General features: G+C 59.3%; 21 protein-coding genes. 13 read left to right on the top strand and 8 right to left on the bottom strand.

Annotated elements, in window-relative coordinates; translation table 11 throughout:
- Complete coding sequence (gene ngg / locus CLV83_RS21065) at positions 1–1,782, top strand: N-acetylglutaminylglutamine synthetase (protein WP_207894981.1); 1,782 nt, start codon at positions 1–3, stop codon at positions 1,780–1,782.
- Positions 1,779–2,912, top strand: a complete 1,134-nt coding sequence (locus tag CLV83_RS21060; protein WP_132297531.1) for an osmoprotectant NAGGN system M42 family peptidase — start codon at positions 1,779–1,781, stop codon at positions 2,910–2,912. Before ngg ends, CLV83_RS21060 begins: the two co-directional genes overlap by 4 nt.
- A 64-nt stretch (positions 2,913–2,976) precedes the next feature.
- On the opposite strand, the gene CLV83_RS21055 is transcribed toward CLV83_RS21060, so the two are convergent.
- Entirely contained in the window at positions 2,977–4,146 is a 1,170-nt protein-coding gene (locus CLV83_RS21055) for a benzoate/H(+) symporter BenE family transporter (protein WP_132297528.1), read from the bottom strand.
- Between the two features lie 199 nt (positions 4,147–4,345).
- On the opposite strand from CLV83_RS21055, the gene CLV83_RS21050 reads away from it, so the two are divergent.
- The 3 genes from CLV83_RS21050 (at position 4,346) to CLV83_RS21040 (ending at position 7,164) form a co-directional block, all read left to right on the top strand.
- Positions 4,346–4,903, top strand: coding sequence for a helix-turn-helix domain-containing protein (locus CLV83_RS21050; RefSeq protein ID WP_132297525.1), 558 nt, complete (start codon positions 4,346–4,348; stop codon positions 4,901–4,903).
- 36 nt (positions 4,904–4,939) lie between these two features.
- The gene (locus CLV83_RS21045; RefSeq protein WP_132297522.1) at positions 4,940–5,878 is read left to right on the top strand and encodes an EamA family transporter; all 939 of its coding nucleotides are present in this window, start codon (positions 4,940–4,942) and stop codon (positions 5,876–5,878) included.
- Positions 5,879–5,997: 119 nt separating this feature from the next.
- Positions 5,998–7,164: a DesA family fatty acid desaturase gene (locus tag CLV83_RS21040; protein ID WP_132297519.1), complete on the top strand. Its 1,167-nt coding sequence runs from the start codon at positions 5,998–6,000 to the stop codon at positions 7,162–7,164.
- Here the strand turns inward: CLV83_RS21040 and CLV83_RS21035 are convergent.
- Positions 7,151–8,791, bottom strand: a complete 1,641-nt coding sequence (locus CLV83_RS21035; RefSeq protein ID WP_207894980.1) for a glycerol-3-phosphate dehydrogenase/oxidase — start codon at positions 8,789–8,791, stop codon at positions 7,151–7,153. The genes CLV83_RS21040 and CLV83_RS21035 overlap by 14 nt on opposite strands.
- A 26-nt stretch (positions 8,792–8,817) precedes the next feature.
- Positions 8,818–10,311, bottom strand: coding sequence for a glycerol kinase GlpK (gene glpK, locus CLV83_RS21030; protein WP_132297513.1), 1,494 nt, complete (start codon positions 10,309–10,311; stop codon positions 8,818–8,820).
- Between the two features lie 125 nt (positions 10,312–10,436).
- Here glpK and CLV83_RS21025 point away from each other — a divergent pair, with 125 nt between their 5' ends.
- Positions 10,437–10,808, top strand: a complete 372-nt coding sequence (locus CLV83_RS21025; RefSeq protein WP_132297510.1) for a cupin domain-containing protein — start codon at positions 10,437–10,439, stop codon at positions 10,806–10,808.
- Positions 10,809–10,839: 31 nt separating this feature from the next.
- Here CLV83_RS21025 and CLV83_RS21020 read toward each other — a convergent pair whose 3' ends face one another.
- Together CLV83_RS21020 and CLV83_RS21015 are read right to left on the bottom strand one after the other, a co-directional pair.
- A complete protein-coding gene (locus tag CLV83_RS21020) occupies positions 10,840–11,085 on the bottom strand; it encodes a hypothetical protein (RefSeq protein WP_132297507.1) in 246 nt (81 codons plus the stop codon).
- A 31-nt stretch (positions 11,086–11,116) separates the two neighbouring features.
- Positions 11,117–11,695, bottom strand: a complete 579-nt coding sequence (locus tag CLV83_RS21015) for a YecA/YgfB family protein (protein ID WP_132297504.1) — start codon at positions 11,693–11,695, stop codon at positions 11,117–11,119.
- A 129-nt stretch (positions 11,696–11,824) separates the two neighbouring features.
- On the opposite strand from CLV83_RS21015, the gene recQ reads away from it, so the two are divergent.
- The 5 genes from recQ to hpaC all read left to right on the top strand — a co-directional run bounded on the left by recQ (position 11,825) and on the right by hpaC (position 16,967).
- Positions 11,825–13,960, top strand: coding sequence for a DNA helicase RecQ (gene recQ / locus CLV83_RS21010; RefSeq protein WP_132297501.1), 2,136 nt, complete (start codon positions 11,825–11,827; stop codon positions 13,958–13,960).
- A gap of 33 nt (positions 13,961–13,993) precedes the next feature.
- Entirely contained in the window at positions 13,994–14,422 is a 429-nt protein-coding gene (locus CLV83_RS21005) for a YqaA family protein (RefSeq protein WP_132297498.1), read from the top strand.
- 14 nt (positions 14,423–14,436) lie between these two features.
- Positions 14,437–15,288, top strand: coding sequence for a zinc metalloprotease (locus tag CLV83_RS21000; RefSeq protein ID WP_132297495.1), 852 nt, complete (start codon positions 14,437–14,439; stop codon positions 15,286–15,288).
- 160 nt (positions 15,289–15,448) lie between these two features.
- Positions 15,449–16,408, top strand: a complete 960-nt coding sequence (ttcA, locus tag CLV83_RS20995; RefSeq protein ID WP_132297492.1) for a tRNA 2-thiocytidine(32) synthetase TtcA — start codon at positions 15,449–15,451, stop codon at positions 16,406–16,408.
- 67 nt (positions 16,409–16,475) lie between these two features.
- A complete protein-coding gene (gene hpaC, locus CLV83_RS20990) occupies positions 16,476–16,967 on the top strand; it encodes a 4-hydroxyphenylacetate 3-monooxygenase, reductase component (protein WP_132297489.1) in 492 nt (163 codons plus the stop codon).
- A gap of 413 nt (positions 16,968–17,380) precedes the next feature.
- On the opposite strand, the gene cydX is transcribed toward hpaC, so the two are convergent.
- The 3 genes from cydX to CLV83_RS20975 are packed head-to-tail and all read right to left on the bottom strand — an operon-like array spanning position 17,381 to position 20,231.
- Positions 17,381–17,482, bottom strand: a complete 102-nt coding sequence (gene cydX / locus CLV83_RS20985) for a cytochrome bd-I oxidase subunit CydX (RefSeq protein WP_132297486.1) — start codon at positions 17,480–17,482, stop codon at positions 17,381–17,383.
- Positions 17,483–17,494: 12 nt separating this feature from the next.
- Complete coding sequence (gene cydB / locus CLV83_RS20980) at positions 17,495–18,637, bottom strand: cytochrome d ubiquinol oxidase subunit II (RefSeq protein WP_132297483.1); 1,143 nt, start codon at positions 18,635–18,637, stop codon at positions 17,495–17,497.
- 19 nt (positions 18,638–18,656) lie between these two features.
- Complete coding sequence (locus CLV83_RS20975; protein WP_132297480.1) at positions 18,657–20,231, bottom strand: cytochrome ubiquinol oxidase subunit I; 1,575 nt, start codon at positions 20,229–20,231, stop codon at positions 18,657–18,659.
- 215 nt (positions 20,232–20,446) lie between these two features.
- On the opposite strand from CLV83_RS20975, the gene CLV83_RS20970 reads away from it, so the two are divergent.
- Together CLV83_RS20970 and CLV83_RS20965 are read left to right on the top strand one after the other, a co-directional pair.
- Positions 20,447–21,808 (top strand): sigma-54 interaction domain-containing protein, encoded by a 1,362-nt coding sequence (locus CLV83_RS20970; protein ID WP_243642466.1) that lies wholly within the window; start codon positions 20,447–20,449, stop codon positions 21,806–21,808.
- Positions 21,809–21,818: 10 nt separating this feature from the next.
- Positions 21,819–22,640 (top strand): thiosulfate oxidation carrier complex protein SoxZ, encoded by an 822-nt coding sequence (locus CLV83_RS20965; RefSeq protein ID WP_132297474.1) that lies wholly within the window; start codon positions 21,819–21,821, stop codon positions 22,638–22,640.
- The last annotated feature ends 4 nt before the right edge of the window (positions 22,641–22,644 follow it).

Raw genomic sequence — 22,644 nt, 5'->3', positions numbered from 1 at the left:
GTGACCAAAAAACCGGAACAGGATAGCGCGCAACAGAAAGAGCGGCAGAACCCGATGGACCCCTCGGCCATGGCATCGCTGAAACACTGGGGCGATCCTCTGGATCTGCCCGGTGAAAAGATGCGCGAAGAGGTGGCACTGGACTGCGGCTGGGGCAGGCTGATTTTCGGCCAGACCTTCCGCGATCCGCAGAAGCTGGCGCAGCTGCTGCGCAAGGAGCGCGAGGGACGGCGCGATATAGCGCTTTATGTGCGTGAGCCGCACGTGGTGCTCTCCTACGCACCCCAGGATCTATTTATGGATCCATCGCTGACCTATCGGCTGGATTTCACTCATTACAAACAGCGTGACGATCTTCCCGAGGGTATGCGAATCCGGGAGATAACCGCTGAGGATGACCAGCGCCGTATCAACCGCCTGCATATGGCGCGGCACATGGTCCCCGCCTATGACGGCTTCTACTCCAAACTACCGGACAAGCCGGAGCTGACGGTGCTGGTGGCTGAAGAGGTAGCCTCCGGCGAAATCATCGGTGTGGTCACCGGCGTTGACCATCGTGAAGCGATCAACGACCCGGATAACGGCTGCAGCCTATGGGCGCTGGTCAGCGATCCCCAGGCGCAGATCCCCTCCGTGGGCGAGTGGCTTTCGCGCGCGCTGATCGAGCTGATGCGTGACCGGGGCCGGGCGTTCATGGATCTGTCGGTGATGCACGATAACCATGCCGCCATCCATCTCTATGACAAGCTCAATTTTGAACAGGTGCCGGTCTACTGCCTTAAACACAAGAACTCGATCAACGAGAAGCTGTTTATCGGTCAGGATCCGGAAGAGGAGCTCAATGTTTACGCGCGTCTGATTACCAAGGAGGCGCGGCGGCGTGGTATCGGTGTCGAAGTACTGGATGCTGAGGGTGGCTTTTTCCGCCTGTCGCTGGGCGGGCGCTGGGTCACCTGCCGGGAATCGCTCAGTGAGATGACCTCCGCGGTGGCCATGAGCCGCTGCGACGATAAAGCGGTCACCCGTCGCCTGCTGCAGAAAGAGGGGCTGCGTGTGCCGGAGCAGCTGGTGGTCAGTGATGAAGCCGGCATCGAAAACTTTCTCTCGCGCCATCAGGCGGTGGTGGTCAAACCGGCCCGCGGCGAACAGGGGCGGGGGATCCAGGTCGGTCTGAGTAGCCTCGATGAGGTGAGCAAGGCGGTGGATTCGGCCCGCTTCTACTGTGACAAGGTGCTGCTCGAACAGTGCGTCAAAGGCGAAGACCTGCGCATTATCGTCATCGACTACAAGGTCGTGGCGGCGGCTGTACGTCGTCCACCCAAGATTATCGGTGATGGCGATCAGACCATTGGCGAACTGATAGAACGTTTGAGCCGGCGCCGTGCGGCGGCGACAGACGGTGAAAGTACCATTCCGCTGGATGCCGAAACCGAGCGCTGTGTGGCTCGTGCCGGCTACCGTTTTGACGACATCCTGCCCCGTGGTGAGTGGCTACAGGTGCGAACCACGGCTAACCTGCATACAGGAGGCACCATTCATGATGTGACCGGAGAGCTGCATCCGGTCCTCTCGTCGGCGGCCATTCGCGCTGCCAAAGCGATCGAAATCCCGGTGGTGGGACTCGATTTCATGGTGCCTGATGTGAGTGGGCCCGATTACGCCATCATCGAAGCCAACGAGCGCCCGGGGCTGGCCAACCATGAGCCGCAGCCCACGGTGGAGTGCTTTGTCGATCTACTCTTTCCCCACACCCGCAGCCAGAAAGAACGGAGCAATAAGTGACCAAACTGCAAATTGATCAGGAATACCTCAAGGAGCAGCTGAAGAATCTGCTGCTGACACCCAGCCCCTCCGGCATGACCGACGACGCGGTGCGTTACGTCTGTGGCGAGCTGGAAAAGCTGGATATCCGTTACGAGCTGACCCGGCGCGGTGCGATCCGAGCCATTATCCCCGGCAAAAATGATTCCCCGCGCCGTGCCATCGCCGCGCACCTGGATACCCTGGGCGCCATGGTAAAAGGGCTGAAACGGGAAGGGCGCCTGCGCGTGGTGCCAATCGGCCACTGGAACGCCCGCTTTGCCGAGGGCGCGCGGGTGAAGGTGCATTGCGATAACGGCCAGGTCTATACCGGGACGATTCTGCCGCTGAAAGCCTCGGGTCATACCTACAACAAGGGGGTCGATGAGCAGCCTTCGGACTGGTCCAACCTGGAGATCCGTATCGACGAGCCGGTGAATCAGATCGATCAGCTCTGGGATATGGGGATCCGTGTGGGTGACTTTGTCTCCGTGGATTCCAAGCCGGAGTTCTGTAACAGCGGGCACATCAACGGCCGCCACCTGGATGACAAGGCCGGCGTTGCCAGTATGCTGGCGGCGGCCAAGGCGATGGTGGATGCCGGTGAAAAGCCGGAGCTGGACTGCCACCTGCTGTTCACCATCTCGGAGGAGGTGGGTGTAGGCGCATCCCATGTGTTGCATGGTGATATCGCCGAGATGGTTTCCATCGATAACGGCACCATCGCACCGGAGCAGAACACCTGTGAGTACGGCGTTACCATCGCCATGCAGGATTCCAGTGGTCCGTTCGACCGTCCGCTGACCCAGCACCTGATCAGCATCTGTAAACGCGAAGAGGTGGAGTTCAGCCGCGATGTGTTCCTCTACTACCGCAGCGATGCCGCGTCGGCGCTGGAAGCGGGTAACGATATCCGCACCGCGCTGATCTGCTTCGCCCTGGATGCCTCCCATGGCTGGGAGCGCACCCATATAGGTTCACTGGAATCGGTGGCCAGTCTGCTGGTGGGTTACATGCGCTCGAAACCGCTGTTCGCCGAGCATGAGAACGTGATCGGTGATGAGAGCGAATACCCGCTGATTGCAGCGGATCGCGAACGGCTGAAAATGTAAGTCGGTTTGGGGCGCCGCCGCGGCTATTTTTCGCAGGAGCGGCGCCCCGCCGCGATCACCCGCCTTATTTTCGTGTTGCTGCTACGACCTGTGGCAGGTGGTAAGCCACCAACCCCGCAACCAATCCCCAGAATGCGCTGCCAACTCCCACCAGTGTCATGCCTGATGCCGTGGCCAGGAAGGTAATCAGTGCTGCATCACGCACCTCGTCATCCTTGAGTGCCGCCGACAGGCTGCCGCTGATGGTGCCGAGCAGCGCGAGACCCGCAATCGCCATGACCAGCTGTGCCGGGAAGGCGGCAAACAGGGCGGCTACCGTGGCGCCGAAAATACCGGTCAGCAGGTAGAAAAAGCCCGCCCAGACGGATGCCAGGTAACGCCGCTTTGGGTTTGGATCCGCCTCTTTACCCATGCAGATTGCCGCAGTGATTGCCGCCAGGTTGAAGGCGAAGCCGCCCAGCGGTGCCAGGATCAGACCGGTAAGACCGGTGCTGGTGATCAACGGCGAGGCGGGCGTTTCATAACCGTTGGCGCGCAGTACCGCCAGGCCCGGTACGTTCTGCGATGCCATGGTGACGATAAACAGCGGTACGCCAACGCCGATCAGCGCGGGCACCGAAAACTCCGGCCAGGTCCAGATCGGGCGGGCCAGCTCCCAGCTCAGGGTTTCCACCTCCAGCATTCCCTGCAGCGCAGCGATCAACAGGCCCACCGCCAGCGTCAGCGGAATCACGTAGCGAGGCAGCAGGATTCTGCCGAGCAGATAGGTCAGCAGCATGGCGCCTACCAGCAGCAGTTGCGTTTCCATGGCGCCAAACAGCTGCAGACCGAACTGGAACAGCACGCCCGCCAGCATGGCGGCGGCAAGAGGCGCGGGCACTTGTTTCATCAGGCGATCAAACCAGCCGGTGATACCGCACAGAGTGATCAGCGCGGAGCTGAACAGGAACACGCCTACCGCTTCATTCAGGCTCAGGCCGGACAGGCCGGTCACCAGCAGTGCAGCGCCCGGCGTAGACCAGGCGGTGAGTACCGGGGTTTTGAAATAGAGCGACAGGCCGCCGCTGGTGAGTGCCATGCCGATACCCAGGGCCCAGAGCCAGGAGCTGATCTCGGCAGCGCTGGCGCCTGCGGCCGATGCGGCCTGAAAGATAATCGCAGCTGAGCTGGTGTAGCCCACCAGTACCGCGACAAAACCGGCTGAAATATGAGAGAGGCTGGGCGTAAAACGCATGATGCTTACCAATGTATAGGGTCGATGATTGCGGTCGAGAGTTTTAGTTGCTTATTAATCTGTGCGACGACAAACAGCTTTTCAGCGCCGCTGGCTTGGAAATGGCGAACGCTATAGCGCACAATATGGCCAAAGGATACGCTTGAGCGTTATAGCGCACAACAATTTTGCTATTCAGTGCTCTTTTGCAGGAGACGGCATGAAAGAACCGGGTCAGTATCTGGCACAGGCGCTGAAGCAGCGTCGTAAGGCCAAGGGTTGGAGCCTGGACCAGGCTTCCCGCAGTACCGGCGTCAGCAAGGCGATGCTGGGGCAGATCGAGCGCGGTGAGTCGAGCCCGACGGTAGCAACGCTATGGAAGATCGCAACCGGCTTCAATGCCGCTCTGTCTGACTTTCTTGAGCAGCCTGACCCGGAAGATCAGGGGGCTGTGCGTCAGGCGGACGAGTTGCGACATCAGCCGGCGGTGGATCAGATGCTGGTTGCGACCATCTTTCCCTACGATGCGGCACTGGGCTTTGAAATGTTCGAACTGACCCTGATGCCTGGCTATACTCGCAGCTCTGAGCCCCATGCGCCGGGCGTTACCGAGCATGTAGTGCTGCTAAGAGGTGAGATGGAGCTGTTGATCGAGGGGCAGTGGAAGCTGTTGCTTGAGGGTGACGCCATCCGTTTTGCCGCTGACCGCCCCCACGGTTACCGTAACCTGGGCCGGGAACCGGCGGTATTTCATAACCTGATTCACTATCCTGCCTGATATCTCCGTCGCGGGGCGATCATTTTTCCCGGCGTTATGCGCCGGTTCGGAGCTGTTTTGAGTATTTCACACTGGGGCCTCGCTCTGCTGATCGTGCTGGGCTGGGGGTTAAACTTTGTTGTTATCCGCTTTGGCCTCGATGAGCTGCCGCCGATGCTGCTCGGCGCGCTGCGCTTTTCGCTGGTGGCATTCCCGGCGATCCTGTTTTTCAAACCGCCTAAAATCCCGCTGAAATTGCTGCTGGCCTATGGAGGTTTTATCAGTTTGGGGCAGTTCGCTTTCCTGTTCAGTGCCATGTATTTCGGCATGCCGGCGGGCCTGGCATCGCTGGTGCTGCAGTCGCAGATGCTGTTCACCATGCTGTTTGCCCTGCTGTTCCTGGGCGAGCGTTTGCATCTGCCGCAGTTGATCTCGCTGGTGGTTGCCGTAGCGGGCCTGTTTTTCCTGGCCGAGGCGACGCCGACCGCGGATATGACACTGATCGGCTTTCTGCTGACCGTGGCGGCAGCCGCCAGTTGGGGGATGGGTAATATCGTCAATCGCCATATCGTGCAGCTTGGCCCGATCAATCTGATGAGCCTGGTGGTCTGGGGGGCGTTGGTGCCGCCGATTCCGTTCTTTCTGCTGTCGCTCTGGCTCGAAGGCCCGACGCTGATCATGGACAGCCTGGCCGGTATGAGCTGGAAATCGGTTGCCTCGCTGTTATACCTGGCGGCGGTTGCCTCGCTGTTTGGCTACGGCAGCTGGGCGTTCCTGATGAGCCGCTACCCGGCATCCACGGTGGCGCCGTTGACCCTGCTGGTGCCGATAGTGGGGCTGCTCACGGCCTGGCTGGTGTTGGGGGAATCGGTCAGCCTGTCGCAGACTCTGGGTATCGTTCTGATTTTGCTCGGTCTTATGATTAACGTCTTTGGTCAACGCCTGCGGCTGATGCTCAAACTGCGCCGGATGGGGGTCGATAAACCCGAAATTTAATTAATCTGTGAACACAGACTCCGGTTGTGGTGACTAATATTTAGACACTGCTGTTGAGACGTACCCTGCCCGCAAACGTTGTGGGTGCGGATTCGTGAACCGCCAAACCGGAGTTTTCCATGCCGACAGGCTTTTTTGACCTGCCCTGGTGGGGCTATATCGCGGTCGTTCTGTTGCTAACCCATCTGACGATTGTTTCCGTGACCGTGTTTCTGCATCGCAGCCAGGCACATCGCTCGGTTTCCCTGCATCCTGTACCTTCGCACCTGATGCGTTTCTGGCTCTGGCTGACCACCGGGATGGTCACCCGCGAATGGGTGGCGATTCACCGCAAGCATCACGCTCATTGCGATGTCGATGACGATCCCCACAGCCCCCAGGTTAAAGGGATTTCCTGCGTACTTTGGCGCGGCGCCGAGCTATACCGTGGCGCTCTGGATGATCCCGAACTGCTGGCGCGCTATGGCAAGGGCACGCCGGATGACTGGATCGAGCGCAAGCTCTACAGCCGTTTTCCCTACCTGGGTATCAGCCTGATGCTGGTGATCGATGTTCTCTGTTTCGGCGCCATCGGACTTACGCTCTGGGCGGTGCAGATGGTGTGGATTCCCTTCTGGGCGGCGGGGGTCATTAACGGCGTCGGCCATTTCCTCGGTTATCGCAATTTCGAGACCGGCGATGCATCGCGCAATATCAGCCCGCTGGGACTACTGATCGGTGGTGAAGAGCTGCATAACAACCATCATGCGGCGCCTTCGTCGGCAAGGCTTTCCTGCCGTTGGTTCGAGTTTGATATCGGCTGGTTCTATATCCGTTGCCTCACCGTTCTAGGTCTGGCGGAGGTACGTAGTGCCGGCATGATCCGGCAACTGCCGTTGGCGCCGGACGCTGCGCTGAACCGGCTTCAATTGCTACGTCTTTACGCCCGTCAGGTGGTGCTGCCGATTCTCAAACAGGAGCGGCGCATCGGCAGCCGTGCCAGCCGTGAACTGTTGCGCCGCAGTCGCTGGCTGCTGCTGAGGGAGAAACATCGTCTCAACGCGGCGCAGCGCTCACGGGTGGATTCGTCGCTGTCCCTGAGCACGCGTCTGGCCACGGTGTATGAATATCAGCATCGGCTGCGTGAGATCTGGACGCTGCCGGGGCGCTCCAGTGAGCGCTTGAGCCGCGCCTTGCATGACTGGTGTGTGGATGCAAAAAGCTCCGGCATCGCTGTGTTGGAGGAGTTCGCCGAGCGCCTGATGAGTGTGTCCCAGGTCAGGCGCGCAGCGCTCAGTTCTCTGTAGATTCCGCAGGAACAGGTTCAGCGGCATGGGCCTTGAGATACTCGGCGAGTTTCTCTTCGGCCCGGTCGCCAAACAGAATGACACAGGCTTCTCTCAGACCTGGGGCGTCAGCCAGCGCGTCTTTGGGCACGACCTGGGCAATCTTCGAGCGGCGCCGCAGGAAGTCATCCAGCCGGGTGACCATCTCCCGACGCGCCGCCATCTCCACCTCGCCACGCAGGTATTCGGCGTTGTCGATCAACAACTCACCCCAGCTCGGATTCTCACGAATCCCCTCCAGCAGCTCCAAAGCGCTGGCGGCGTAACGGCGCCAGAGGCGGGAGGTCAGTTTCTCGCTGGATGAGCCGGGCGTCATGCCATCCAGGTTCATCAGCCGCGCCTGGTGCAGATATTCCGCATAAACGCTTTTATGCGGCTCGCCATACCAGATCTGTTTCGGGTAGGGCAGCTCGATATCCAGACCACTGATGATGTCGCAGATCTCTTCACCCACATTGATACAGTCGGTGAGTTTGCCGCCGAAAATGCTCAGGTGACGATTCTGTTCATCCACATCGATGGCGTGCTTGCGGGACAGTTTGACCCAGTCTGCCTGCTTGCCGTCGCCGTTGCTGACGGCCAGCGGACGCACGCCACAGCGCTCGGCGATAATATCTTCCCGGCTCAGAGGGTGCGGCAGGTTGAGTAGCGAATTGGCGTTATCGAGCACGAACTGGCGGTCTTCATCGCTGACTTCTGCCCTTGGGTTCTCCACCTGGGTATCGGTGGTACCTATGCAGGTTTTCGGCCCCATGGGGATGACGAAAAACAGGCGGCCGTCGCTGGCGAAGAAGGTCAGTATTCGGTTGCTGTCGGTAATCCGCTCGACGATCAGATGGATCCCCTTGGAGAATAGATGTCGGTGGCGGGTGGGCTGGCCACTGCGCTGGTTGATCTGGTCGGTCCAGGGGCCGCAGGCATTAATCACGGCCCGGGCTTTGATCTGCAGCGTTTTGCCGGACTCCAGGTCCTGAGCGTTGGCGTGCCAGAGATCGTCTGATCGGCTCAGCTCCTGGCACTCCACATAGTTGGCGGCGCTGGCGTCGCAATCCATGGCGCTGCGGATGAAGTTGAAGGTGAAGCGCGCATCGTTGTCGTGCAGATAACAGTCGGAATATTCCACGCCTGCCTGGGTATTGGCGGTGTTAATAACCGGCTCCCGCGCTTTCAGGCGGGAAGGCCCCATGATCTCCGGCAGCCGGGTTTTGCCCCGACCGAGCAGCCAGTAGAGCAGGGTACCGGCGTAGAGCATCCAGGGCGGTTTTCGAAAGCCGCTTTCCACCGAGGCGAGGAAGCGCATCTCCCGCACGGTGGAAGGGTAGGCGCGCATCAACTGGTTACGGCTGCGGCAGAGTTTGTTGACCAGCAGGTATTCGCCGCTCTCCAGGTACTTGATGCCGCCCCAGGCCAGGTTGGAACTGTTGGAACTGGTTTCGCCGGCAAAGTCGCCCCGGTCGATCAGTGCCACGCGGGCACCGCGTGCGGCCAGTGCCGCTGCAGACACCGCACCATTGATACCGCCACCCAGAATTAAAACATCGAACTGACCCGATTGCAGACGCGCAATATTGCGGCTTCTTAAACTCAAAATATGATCGCTCCCTGAAACTCTTTTTATTCCGCTGACTTCAGTACACGCTTGATCGCATCGGCCCAGCCGCTGAGCAGTTTTTGGCGCTGTTCATCCGGCATGGCAGGCTCGAACTGGCGCTGGCACTGCCAGAGTTCGGTGAAGGCCTCGAAATCCCCGTAGAGTCCGGCCTGACGACCAGCGAGATAGGCGGCGCCGACAGCGGTTGTCTCCGCGATTTTAGGTCGGATAACGGTGGTATCGAGGATGTCTGCCAGAAACTGAAGCATCCAGTCGTTGGCGACCATGCCGCCATCCACGCGCAACGTGGCGGGTGTAATGCCGTCCGCCGCCATCGCCTTGAACAGATCGCTGGTCTGGTAGGCCATCGCCTCCAGCGCTGCACGGGCGATCTCGGCCCGGCCACTGCCACGGGTCAGACCGAACAGCGCGCCGCGGGCATCGGCTTGCCAGTAGGGCACACCGAGGCCGGTAAACGCCGGCACCAGGTAGACACCCTTATTACTGTCGATGGAGCGGGCCAGGGTTTCGGTCTCGGCGGCGTTGCGGATGATACCCAGTTCATCCCTGAGCCACTGCACGGCGGCGCCGGCGACGAAGATCGAACCTTCCAGCGCGTAGCTGGGCTTGCCATCAAGCTGGTAGGCCACGGTAGTGAGCAAACGTTGCGAGGATGTGACAGCCTCGTCACCGGTGTTCAGCAGTACAAAGCAGCCGGTGCCGTAGGTGCTTTTTATATCGCCCTTGGAAAAGCAGCACTGGCCGATACTGGCCGCCTGCTGGTCGCCGGCAACACCGAGAATCGGCAGCGACTGGCCGATCAGGGAAGCATCGGTGGTGCCGAAGTGGTCGGCGCAGTCGCGCACCTCGGGCAGCATGCTGACCGGCACCCGGAACAGCTCCAGCAGGCGCTCGTCCCACGCCCCCCGATGGATGTTATATAGGTTGGTGCGGCAGGCGTTGGTGGCGTCGGTCAGGTGAGAGGCGCCGCTGGTCAGTTTCCAGATCAGGAAGCTGTCGATGGTGCCAAACAGCAGCTCGCCACGTTCCGCCCGGGCGCGGTTGTCCGGGTTGTGATCCAGTATCCAGTTGATCTTGCTGGCGGAAAAATAGGGGTCCAGCAGGAGGCCGGAGCGTGCCTGAAGTTCCTCTTCGACACCTTCTCGCTTGAGATGATCACAGTACTCAGCCGTGCGCCGGTCCTGCCAGACAATGGCGTTGTAGACCGGTCGACCTGTACGTTTGTCCCAGACCACCGTGGTTTCACGCTGGTTGGTGATACCGATACCGCAGACCCGGTAATCGTTCTCTCGCGCCCAGTCGAGCATTCTCCTGACCACGGTCAGCGATGAATGCCAGATATCCATGGGATCGTGTTCCACCCAGCCATCTTGCGGATAGTGCTGAGGGAACTCCTGCTGTGCTGACGCCAGTTGGTTGACCTGGTCATCGAAGAGTATGGCCCGGCTGCTGGTGGTACCCTGATCAAGTGCGAGGATGCACTGCCTGTCCGTCATTCCTGACTCCATACTGTTATGCTGGGTGAATAGTCGAGTCTCAAACTGAACTGAATAGATAGTATTTCAGTATAGAAACATTGATAAAAGTGCCAGCCATTGAACGCTGGACTAGGGAGGCAATTTTGACCCAGGTTAACAATCTGTTGACGAACCTGCCGGACGCATCGACGGCGGAGGTATTCGAAGCGCTGGCCGGCGCAAAGGGCGTGGAGATTGAGAGGATCGTATCCCATGGCCAGAGTTCACCGGAGATCGGCTGGTGTGAGCAGGATAGAAATGAGTGGGTCATGGTGCTGCGCGGTGCTGCACGTATCGATTTCGATGCTACCGAGGATGCGGGACTGGGCAAGAGTGCGGAGCTGAGAGAGGGAGACTCGCTGAATATACCGGCAGGCTGTCGTCACCGCGTTGGCTGGACCACGCCGGATTTCCCGACCGTCTGGCTGGCGGTACATTACCCGGCAGATCAGGACCCGTTCGGCGAAGCCAGCTGAACCGGTTCTGTCAGGCTATTCAAAACGGATCTCAGCCCGGATGGCGACGGCTGGGCTGAACAACGGGAATCTGCTGATCCGTGCTTTCAGCGCTGCCGGCGGACAGCTTGACGATAGCGTCGGGCCCGTCCGGATCGGTGTTGCTGAGCGCCCGATCCACACTGATCACCTGGTAGGTGAGCTCATCGATACGCATCGCCTGCCCGGCCTGGGGCAGGGCGGAGAAGCGGCTTAGCTCCTCCTGTTTGTCGGCGAAAATCAATTTGACGATCAGCATGGCGGGGTTCCTGCGACAAAACGGGCCGGAGTTATTTCTCCGGCGCGTGGAAGTTAAGGTACAGGTCGATCAGCACTTCCGGGATCTGCTCGCACATCTCTTCGGACAGGGCGCGATCCTTGCGGATATCGGTGATTTCGGTGTCATCGAACAGCTCCGATGCGACCATGATCGGCAGCAGCAGACCGGCTACGGATTCTTCATCATCACCGAACCACTCCTCTTCACGCAGGAACACGCCTTCCATGAATGATTGCGCCCAGAGGGTGATCTCCGGCAGCTCTTCATCGTCTTCTGTTTCCAGCGTCAGCTCGCAGGGCAGCAGGATCTCCTGGTCGGAGTAGAGGTCGCTGCCGATGGTGCGGTAGAGCTTGCGCAGCAGCTCGAGCATCTGGCTCTTCTGGGCATCGGATTCCCACTTGGGTTCGCCATCAAACAGCAGCTCAAGCCACTCACTTTCCGGAACCTCGACCGGTGAAATATTGATCGCGCACAGCAGGCCGTGGGCGCTGATCAGGTCGAGAGCTTCTTCCGAGACGGCGGACGAAAACAGAAACTCTTCGAGGATATCCAGTTCGTCTTCGGTGATAAGTGCGGTTTGAGCGGTCATGGGCGTGCATCCAGATAGATCGGTGTGCGGCCGATTCTACTCTCTAAAACCGCCTACTGGTACCGCTTTCAACCGCTTCTTTGCGCTCTCTGGATGACTTGAAGGCCCGCTTCGCGGATAATGCGCCGCATGATTGAGCGCGCACAGCAGATACTGGCCGAGGTATTCGGCTACGAGAGTTTTCGCCCGCCGCAGGACGCCGTTGTGGAGGCGCTGCTGGCAGGTCAGGATAGCCTGGTTATCATGCCCACCGGCGGGGGCAAATCCCTCTGTTACCAATTGCCATCGCTGGTTCGCGAAGGCACGGGTGTGGTTATCTCCCCGCTGATCGCACTGATGCAGGACCAGGTCAATGCGCTATCACAGCTGGGTATCCGCGCCGGCTGTTTGAACTCCTCACTGCCGCTGGAACAGCTTCAGGCCACCGAGGCAAAGCTGGTCGCCGGCGAGCTGGATATGGTGTACATCGCCCCGGAGCGGTTGTTGCAGCCGCGTTCGCTGGCGCTGTTCCAGCGCGCCAGACTGTCACTCTTTGCCATCGACGAGGCGCACTGCGTATCTCAGTGGGGACACGACTTTCGGCCGGAGTACATGCAGCTCAACCGCCTGCGTGAACTCTTCCCCGGTGTGCCGCGAATCGCGTTGACCGCCACCGCCGACGCCCGTACCCGCCAGGAGATTATCGATCGCCTGGAGCTCACCGACGCGGCGCGCTTTATCCGCGGTTTTGACCGTCCCAATATTCGTTACCGCATCGGCCAGAAAGACCGTGGCCGTGAACAGCTGCTGCGTTTTCTGCGCGATGAGCACGCTCAGGATGTAGGCATCGTTTACTGTCTGTCGCGCAAGCGGGTGGAGGATACCGCCGCCTGGCTCAGTGAGCGTGGTTTCAATGCGCTGCCATACCATGCGGGCCTGTCGCCGGAGCTGCGACAGCACCACCTGCACCGTTTCCTCACTGAAGAGTCGATCATCATGGTGGCCACCATCGCCTTCGGCATGGGGATCGACAAGCCCAATGTCCGTTTTGTGGCACACCTGGATCTGCCTAAATCGGTGGAGGCCTACTACCAGGAAACCGGCCGCGCCGGTCGTGATGGCGAGCCCGCCGACGCCTGGATGGTTTACGGTCTGCAGGATGTGATCTTCCTGCGGCAGATGCTGGAAGGCTCCCAGGCCGACGAGGTGCACAAGCAGGTGGAGCGGCAGAAGCTGGAAGCGATGCTCGGTCTGTGTGAGATCACCAGCTGCCGGCGCCAGGCACTGCTGGCCTATTTTGGCGAACCGGATCATCAGCCCTGCGGCAACTGCGATACCTGCCTGGAGCCGGTGCCAGTCTGGGATGGCACCGAGGCTTCGCGCAAAGCGCTGTCGGCGGTGTTCCGCTGTGGCCAGATGTATGGCGTCAATTACATCATCGATGTGTTGCTGGGCGAGAGTTCCGATAAATCCCGCCAGCGCGGCCACGAGCAGCTGTCCACCTGGGGTATCGGCAAGGAGCTGGATCGTAACCAGTGGCGTTCGGTGTTCCGCCAGTTGGTGGCCCGTGGCTATCTGAAGGTGGAAGCCAGCCACGGTGCGCTGCAGCTGTCGGAGAGCTGCCGTGCGCTGCTGCGCGGTGAAGAAACCCTGGAGCTGCGTCGCGATCTGCGCACCAAAAGTGCAGGCCCCAAGTTGTCTGGCGGCAAGAGCAAGGCGTCCCAGCAGCAGCTGGATGCGGAGGATCATGCACTCTGGAACGAGCTCAAGGCGCTGCGCAAGCGGCTGGCCGATGAGCAGGATGTACCGCCTTACGTCATCTTCCACGATGCCACGTTGATGGAGATGGTGGTGTACCGGCCGTTGACGCCGGTGCAGCTGCGTCGCCTCAATGGCGTCGGTGAGCGCAAGCTGAACCAGTATGGCGACCCCTTCCTCGAGCTGATCGCCGAACATCAGGCCGCCCCGGCGGATGACGGTGACAACCAGGCGGAAGAGACACTGATGCTTTACCGCAGTGGTATGACCGTGGAGCAGGTGGCGCGTCAGCAAAAGCTCTCGCCGAATACCATCTATAGCCATCTGGCCGCGGCGATCCGCAAGGGCGCTATCGGTGTCGATGAGGTGGTGGAACTCCCTGCGCCAGAGCGTGCGCAGATCGAGCAGACTATTCTTGAGCACCGCCGGCATAAAGGTGGCTCGCTGAAGGTGGTGCACGAGGCACTGGCCGGCGCCTATGAATACGGCGTGCTACGCTGCATCGCCCAGGGGCTGGATCGCGTTTGATGCAGGGCTCTTTTTGATGGAGGAAGGGCGCTGATGGAGGCACTTTGGGCGGAGTATTCGCTTGCTGGCCTTTTTCTCAGCGCTTTTATCTCGTCGACGTTACTGCCCGGCGGCTCCGAGGCGTTGCTGGCCTGGGAGGTATCCCAGCGCGGTGAATGGCTGTTGCCGGTGCTGGTAGCCAGCGCCGGCAATCTTCTCGGCAGCATGCTGACCTTCGTCATGGGCGTCTGGTTGCGCCGGCGTTATCCCCTTCGCATACTTTCAGAGCGTCACCGTCGTGCAGAGCAGCGGCTGAAACGTTATGGCCCGGCCGCGCTGTTGCTGGCCTGGTTACCGATCATTGGCGATCCGCTCTGCCTGGTCGCCGGTTGGATCGGTTTTTCCTGGCGCAGCAGTGTGCTGCTTATTGGGCTGGGCAAGCTGGCGCGATATCTGGCGGTGGCGGGTCTGATTCAGTTATGAAGCTGGGTGACCTGATGCGACGATATTCCATACTCGGTTGGTTGCGCGTCTTTCTCTTGCTGGTGCTGGTAATGATACTGGCGCTCTATCTACTGCTGTCCAGTACCCGCAGTGTGGACTGGCATAACCCGGTGGTGGTGCGCATCTACCCGATCAATGCCGATGGTCGTGCGCCAACTCAGGTCTACGTGGACCAGCTTGACGATACTAGCTTTGACGATATCGAGACCTTTTTCGCCCGTGAAGGCTACCGTTACCGGATTCCGCTGCGTGCGCCGGTGAGGGTGGATCTCGCGCCCCCCATCGATTCATTGCCGCCGGAAACGCCGGAAGAGGCAAGTATTGTCGAGGCGCTCTGGTGGGCGATCAAGATGCGCTTCTGGGTCTGGTGGCAGGACGGCTGGCAGGCCAGCGATGCTGACGTGCGTATTTTTATGAGTTTTTACGCGCCGGGTAATCCCCAGGGGCAGCAGCATTCGCTGGGGCTGCAGAAGGGTAACATCGGGCTGGTGAACGGTTATGCCGACCCTGAGCATCAGGGGATCAATAACTTTGTCGCCGCCCACGAGTTGCTCCACACCCTGGGTGCCAGCGATAAATACGATATGAAAACCGGCAAGCCGCTCTGGCCCGATGGCTTTGCGGACCCGGTAAAAGAGCCTCTGTTTCCGCAGCAACGCGCTGAGATCATGGGTGGTCGGGTGCAGGTGACGCCGGGTTGGTCGCTGCTGCCGCCAAGCCTGAGCCACGCTATTATCGGCTCGGCCACCGCCATCGAAATTGGCTGGCTGGGACCCGTGGCGATACGCTCGGAATCTGATTCACAAGCTGCCCCTCAATCTGCCCAGAGCTCTGCCGCCGAATAGCTGCAGTTGCCTGATCATCCTTACGCCAACACAACCGTGTTAGACAGGCGCGATTCGGTTATAATTTCGCCCCTTTCGATTTCTCGGCAATTGCCCTGGGCGATTTTCGAAGCGATCCGGTTAACCGATTCACTCAACTTTTTATCCAACGGCTACCAGCATGCACAGCGAAAACCCAACCGAAGCGCAGGCGGAACAGCTCTCCGTGGAAGCGGAGCGCAAGCGCAAAACCCGCACGAATAAACTGCAGAAGCGTCTGCGCCGCGAGGTTGGTCAGGCGATCGAAGCCTTCAACATGATTGAAGCGGGCGATAAGGTGATGGTCTGCCTGTCCGGCGGCAAGGATTCCTACGCCATGCTGGATATCCTGATGAACCTGCAGAAAAGCGCGCCGGTGGATTTCGAGCTGGTGGCGGTGAACCTGGACCAGAAACAGCCCGGTTTCCCCGAGCACATTCTGCCGGCGTACCTGGAAAAGATCGGCGTGCCTTTCCATATCGTCGAGCGCGACACCTACTCCATCGTTAAGGAAGTGGTGCCTGAGGGTAAAACCACCTGCGGTCTCTGCTCGCGCCTGCGTCGCGGCACGCTGTACGGTTTTGCCGATGAGATCGGTGCCAACAAGATCGCGCTGGGTCATCACCGCGACGATATCCTGGAAACCTTTTTCCTCAACATGTTCTATGGTGGCAAGCTGAAGTCGATGCCGCCGAAGCTGGTCTCCGACGACGGCAAGAACATGGTGATCCGTCCGCTGGCATACGCCCGCGAAAAGGATATTGCCGAATACGCGGAGCTCAAGGAGTTCCCGATCATCCCTTGTAACCTCTGCGGTTCGCAGGAAAACCTGCAGCGCCAGGTGATCAAGGAGATGCTGAATAACTGGGACAAACAGCACCCGGGGCGGATCGAAACCATGTTCCGCTCACTGTGCAACGTGGTTCCATCCCATCTGGCCGATACCGAACTGTTTGACTTTAAAGGTCTGCAGCTCGGATTCCCGCACGGTATCGTCGATGCCGACGCCCGTGCGGAGTTTCGTGCCGAATCAGACGAAGAAAACCAGAACGGAAACGGCGGCGTACAGACCATGGAGCGGATCGACGTGCTCTCGCTCTGAACCGTGAAATCCGTCTTAGCCATCTCAAGTAAACTTGTGCAGCAAGCGATGTAAGGATTCATTCTTCATGTCCAACGAACAGCAACAGCTTTTCCGTAATGCCATGTCCCAGCTCGCCGGTGCCGTCAACGTGGTCACCAGTGCCGGTGAAGGCGGTACCTGCGGCCTGACAGCCACCGCAGTCTGCTCCGTATCTGACAGCCCGGCCACCGTGCTGGTCTGCATCAATCGCGAAAGCGCCGTCAACGCGGTGATCCGTAACAACGGCCACCTCTGTGTCAACGTCTGCAGCGCTGAGCAGCAGGAAGTCTCCTGTCACTTTGCCGGTATGACCGAGCTGAGCATGGAAGAGCGCTTCAAGCTGGATACCTGGGATTACGGCGTGCTGAAACAGCCGCTGCTGCGCGGTTCACTGGCGAGCCTTGAAGGTCGTATCACCGATATTGCCGAAGTGGGCAGCCACTCCGTGTTCTACGCCGAGATCGACAACATCGTTGTCCGTGAAGGCCAGGATGCACTGATGTACTTCAACCGCAGTTTTAAAACGCTATCGGCTTGATCGTCACAGCTACCAGCTGAACTGAAACGGGGACCGATTGGTCCCCGTTTTTCTTTACGGTAAAGACTCGATTACACGCCGCCTTCTGAGCGCACCCTTGATCCCCTTTGACGCAGCCGAGCATCACAGCCTGAAAGAGAAACAAGGGAAGGGCTGTTTGAGGCGAAGCCGAGTTTCCCTTCCCGCTCTTTCAGGCGAGAAGCGCAGGGCAGTCGGCGCAGCCGACCAAGTCGTAGGGGCGGTTTGGGGTTATTAGGGGCCTTGGCCGTCCAAGGCCCCTAATTCGCCAGCAGGCGAAACCGGCCTCGAAAAAGGCTTTTAAAGTCGATCTGATCAAGTCCTGGCTACAAAGAGTCCGCGAGACTCCGGTCAGCCGGGGAATTAAAAAGGGGACCAGTTGGCCCCCTTTAGTATTACTGCTCGTCGTCTATGTTTTCCGCTTCAAGCCACATCACATTGATGATGCCGAATGAGCAGGCTAGCAACACGCCGAGTATCCAGGCGAAGTACCACATAATCCGGTCTCCTCAGTAAGATGAATGATCGTTCTTGTTGATGACTTCCACCGATACCTTGCCCCACAGAGAGCGGTAGCACCAAAGGGTGTAGAACAGGATGAGCGGGACGAAAACGATCGCCGCGTAGGTCATCACATTCAGGGTCAGATGGCTCGATGCTGCGTCCCACAGGGTCAGGCTGGAGTTGGGTTCCAGGCTGGACGGCATGACGAACGGAAACATCGAGAAGCCGGCGGTGAGGATAATACCCGCCATACCCAGGGAGCTGGCCAGGAACGCCCAGCCGTAACGGCGCGCTCCCATCAGCAGGAAGGTGCTGGCCAGACCCAGGAAGCCGATGGCCGGTGCCAGCATGGTAGCCGGGTAGGTCGAGTAGTTGGCCAGCCAGGCGCCATCGCCACGGATCACCTCTTTCGCCAACGGGTTGGGCAGGGCATCGTGAGCCGGTGCAGAGACGATCTGATAGCCGTCGATGCTGGAGCTCAGCCAGATACCTGCCAGGGCGAAGCAGGCCAGGGTGACCAGGGCGCAGATCTGACCCCAGGTGCGGGCACGGTCGCTGACGCGGCCTTCACTGCGCAGCGCCACGTAGACGGCGCCGTGCATGGAGAGCATTGCCAGGCTGACGATACCGCAGAGCAGGCCGAACGGGTTCAGCAGGCCGAACAGGTTGCCGTCGTAGCTTGGGCGCATGAATTCGTCGTGCTGGAAAGGCACGCCGAGCAGCAGGTTACCGAAGGCGACACCGAACACCAGTGCCGGCACGGCGCCACCGATGAACAGGCCCCAGTCCCAGGAGCTGCGCCAGCGTGGATCGGCGATCTTCGAGCGGTAGTCAAAGCCCACCGGACGGAAGAACAGCGCGAACAGCACCAGCAGCATCGCCCAGTAGAAGCCGGAGAAGGCTGCTGCGTAGACCGCTGGCCAGGCCGCGAAGATGGCGCCGCCGGCGGTGACGAACCAGACCTGGTTACCTTCCCAGTGCGGTCCTACGGTATTGATAACGACACGACGTTCGGAGTCGCTTCTGCCCAGAATCGGCAACAGGGCACAGGCGCCGAGGTCGAAACCATCGGTGACAGCGAAGCCGATCAACAGAACACCGACCAGTGCCCACCAGATCAGTTTCAGTGTTTCATAATCGAATAGCATCTTGGTTACCTCTCCTGTCTCAAGCTTTCACTGATGCGTTAGGAGCTGGCAGCTCGTCGTGATATCTGCCCGTATGGAGACTGCTGGGCCCTTTGCGGGCGAAGCGGATCATCAGGTACATCTCGATAATGGCCAATACCGTATAGAAGCCGACAAAGGCGAGAAGACTGCCGATCAGGTCAGCCTCGGTGAGGCTGGATGTGGCTATAAAGGTGGGCAATACCTCACCGATCGCCCAGGGCTGACGGCCCAGCTCAGCGACGACCCAGCCGAACTCGGAAGCGATCCAGGGAACCGGCAGACTGAACAGCGCCAGACGCAGCAGCCAGGGTTTATGGAAAGCGGTGCGCCGTGCAGTGAAGTAGAAACTCAGGGCGAATACCATCAGCATCCAGAAGCCGCAAGCGACCATGATGCGGAAGCTCCAGAACATCGGGAACACTGGCGGGACGGAGTTTCTTGCTGCCTGGGCTATCTGCTCTTCGGTGGCATCGGTCACGTTCGGTGTGAACTGCTTCAGCAGCAGGCCGTAACCGAGATCGACTTTGACTTCGTCAAATTCGGCGCGCAGCTCCGGGGTGTCCTCGCCGCCGCGCAGACGCTCGAGCAGCGAGTACGCGTGCATGCCGTTGCGGATGCGTACCTCGTGATTCTCGATCAGGTCTTTGATGCCGGTGACCTCTTCGTCGATGGATCGGGTAGCGATAAGGCCAAGCAGGTAGGGAATACGCACGGCGTAGTCGGTTTCCATGGTCTCATCGTTCGGTAGACCGACGAGGGTGAAGTGGGCCGGGGCCTCAGCGGTTTCCCATTCAGCTTCGATGGCGGCCAGCTTGGCTTTCTGCACGTCGCCAACTTCGTAACCGGACTCGTCACCCAGCAGGATCACCGACAGTACTGCGGCCATACCGAAGCCGGAAGCCACCGCGAAAGAGCGGCGGGCAAACGCCAGGTCACGCCCTTTCAGCAGGTAGTAGGCGCTGATGCTGAGTACGAACATGGCAGCAGTACAGTAGCCAGCAGAGACGGTGTGCACGAATTTAACCTGGGCAACCGGGTTGAAGTAGACATCAGCAAAGCTGGTCATCTCCATACGCATGGTTTCAAAGTTGAATTCGCCGCCCACCGGGTTCTGCATCCAGCCATTAGCCACGAGAATCCACATGGCGGATAGGTTGGAGCCGATCGCTACCAGCCAGGTCACCATCAGGTGTTTTACCTTGGAGAGGCGGTCCCAGCCGAAGAAGAATAGACCGACAAAAGTGGACTCCAGGAAGAACGCCATCAGGCCTTCAATCGCAAGCGGAGCGCCGAAAATGTCACCGACATAATGGGAGTAGTAGGCCCAGTTGGTGCCGAACTCGAACTCCATTGTCAGGCCGGTGGTAACGCCCAGTGCGAAGTTAATACCAAAGAGTTTGCCCCAGAACTGGGTCATATCCTTGTAAATCTGCTTTCCGGTCATGACATAGACTGACTCCATGATTGCCAGCATGAAGGTCAGGCCGAGTGTCAGTGGCACGAATAGAAAATGGTACAGCGCCGTGATGGCGAACTGTAGCCGGGAAAGATCAACGACGGATTCGGTGATCATCACTATCTCCTGAAGGCTTATAGATGACGCGGTTATTCACAGGATACACAGCAGCTAGCATGCCAGATGCAACTTAAAAACAGTGTTGCATTTGCGGCACTCTTGGAACTCCCGTGGTTACTGGAAAGTTGAATCTGAGAAGCTTCTTTATAAGGAGCGTAAAACAAAAGCAGAAGAGACAAAGTGTCACACCTGGCAGATAATGGCTGCCACATATGACAGTTGAGAGGCGGCGGATGCAGGCGGAACTTCATCTGATTACCAAGGAAATGACGGAAATACTTGAGGGTATTGCCGAACCGGCCACGCTGATCGGGCTGGACTACCGGATTCTGGCGACGAATGCCGCCTACCGGGATATCTATGGCGATGACCGGCCGATGGAGGATCGCCATTGCTACGAGGTGTCTCACGGTTATCAGGTTCCCTGTGATCAGGCGGGAGAGTCCTGTCCACTGAAGCGCTGCTCAGAGTCCGGAAAACGCCAGCGCATGCTGCACCTGCATACCACGCCTGCGGGTGAGGAGCATGTGGATGTGGAGATGCAGCCGGTGCACAGCGCCTCGGGTCAGCTGGTCTGCTTTCTGGAGGTGATGCACCGGGTGAAGGAGGCGAAGGCGCGACCCGGCGAGCAGGAGGGGATGGTCGGGCGCTCCGAGTCGTTTATGCGTATGCTGGAGATGGTGCATCGTGCCGCGCCCAGTGATATCAGCGTATTGCTTTTGGGAGAGTCCGGTACAGGTAAGGAGCTGGTGGCCAAGGCGCTGCATGACAACAGCCCCCGAGCCAGCAAGGCGTTTGTCACCGTGGAGTGTTCGGGCCTGAGTGAATCCCTGTTTGAAAGTGAACTGTTCGGCCATGAGCGCGGCGCCTTTACCGGTGCGGTCAGCCGTAAGCGTGGTCTGGTAGAAGCGGCGCGGGGCGGCACTCTTTTTCTCGACGAGATCGGCGAAATACCGCTGCCACAGCAGGTTAAGCTGCTACGCCTGATCGAAACCGGCGTGTACCGGGCGGTGGGCAGTGTTGAGCCTCAGCATGCCGATGTGCGCCTGGTCTGCGCGACGCACAGAGACCTGAAAGCGATGGTCGAGCGTGGCGAATTTCGGCGTGACCTGTATTACCGCATAGCGCCGTTTCCGATCCCTTTGCCGACGCTAAAACAGCGTATCGATGATCTGCCGCTGCTGATCGAGGTGCTGCTGCGTCGTCTGCCTGAGGGAGAGAGTGTCAGTATCAATCGCGCCGCCCTGAAAGTGCTGATGCGATACGATTTTCCCGGCAATATCCGGGAGTTGAGAAATATCCTCGAGCGCGGCATCCTGTTGGCCGACCAAGGCGTCATCGGTGTTGATCAGCTACCGCCGGAGCTGCTTATGGAGGGGGAGATCAAGGCCGAAGAGTCAGGAGTTCTGCCGGCGAGCCAATCGGTTATTCCCCTGGATACGCTGGAAGATAACTACCTGCGTCAGGTTGCGGCCCGTTTCCCTGGTGAAAATCGTGATCTGGCGGCACTGCTCGGTATCAGTGAGCGCACGCTTTATCGTAAGCTGCGACGTCTGAAAATCGGCTCCGGATAAGGATACAAGCATGTTTAAATCCAGAATGCTGCGGGTATTCGGGCTGGCGCTGGCGCTGGCGATGCCCTGCGCCGCTTTTGCCGATTTGCCGGAACTGTTCGGTAATATGCAGATCCCCTCGACCCTGCCGTCGATGGTGGAAGATTCGGCTGACCTGATCATTCAGGTCCCCAGGCAGGTCGATCCCGCCTCGCCGGTACCTTTGCGGGTACGTGTTCTGCAGTCGCCGGTGGCTGCCATTACATTGCTCAGCGATTCCGTGGACCCGGTGCAGCTGGCCAGTTTCGAGATGCAGCCGGGCGTGGATGCGCAGCTGGCAACCCGTTTTATGAGCTCCGGCGCTGGCGGTGTAATGGTGGTTGTGCGTACCGCCACAAATAGGATTTTTGCCGGCCGCAGAACCTTTGAGTTGATGCCGAATGCTGGCCTTGTTGTTCCCGAAGCGCCCGAGGCCGCCAGTGTTGCATCGGTTGGCGAGTCTGCATTAGATGCGGATTCCGAGGCCGAGACTGAGGCCTCACCGGAGTTGCGCCTGGACGCTGAAATTCTCAGCGAGGACAGGGCAAGAGTGATCTTGAGAAGTGCTGAGCCGTTGGTGAAGCGAATGCAGCACCAGGTGTTGAGAAGGTCGGAAAATCCGGTCAGCAGTTTCGAGCTCAAGCACAAGGAAAGGGTTTTGGTGAGTGCTGACCTGGATGCTTCCATGTGGAGCGATCCGTTTTTCAGTTTTGGTTTCGTCGGCGCTAAAGTCGGTGACACGCTGACACTCACCTGGGTGCGCGCGGATGGAGAGCAGGGAGAGCTCCAGACCACTATCGAGCCCGCTGGCTAAGCGG

The sequence above is a fragment of the Marinobacterium mangrovicola genome (genome assembly GCF_004339595.1).
GTDB lineage: Bacteria > Pseudomonadota > Gammaproteobacteria > Pseudomonadales > Balneatricaceae > Marinobacterium_D > Marinobacterium_D mangrovicola.
This window is presented reverse-complemented; position numbering and strand designations above follow the sequence as displayed.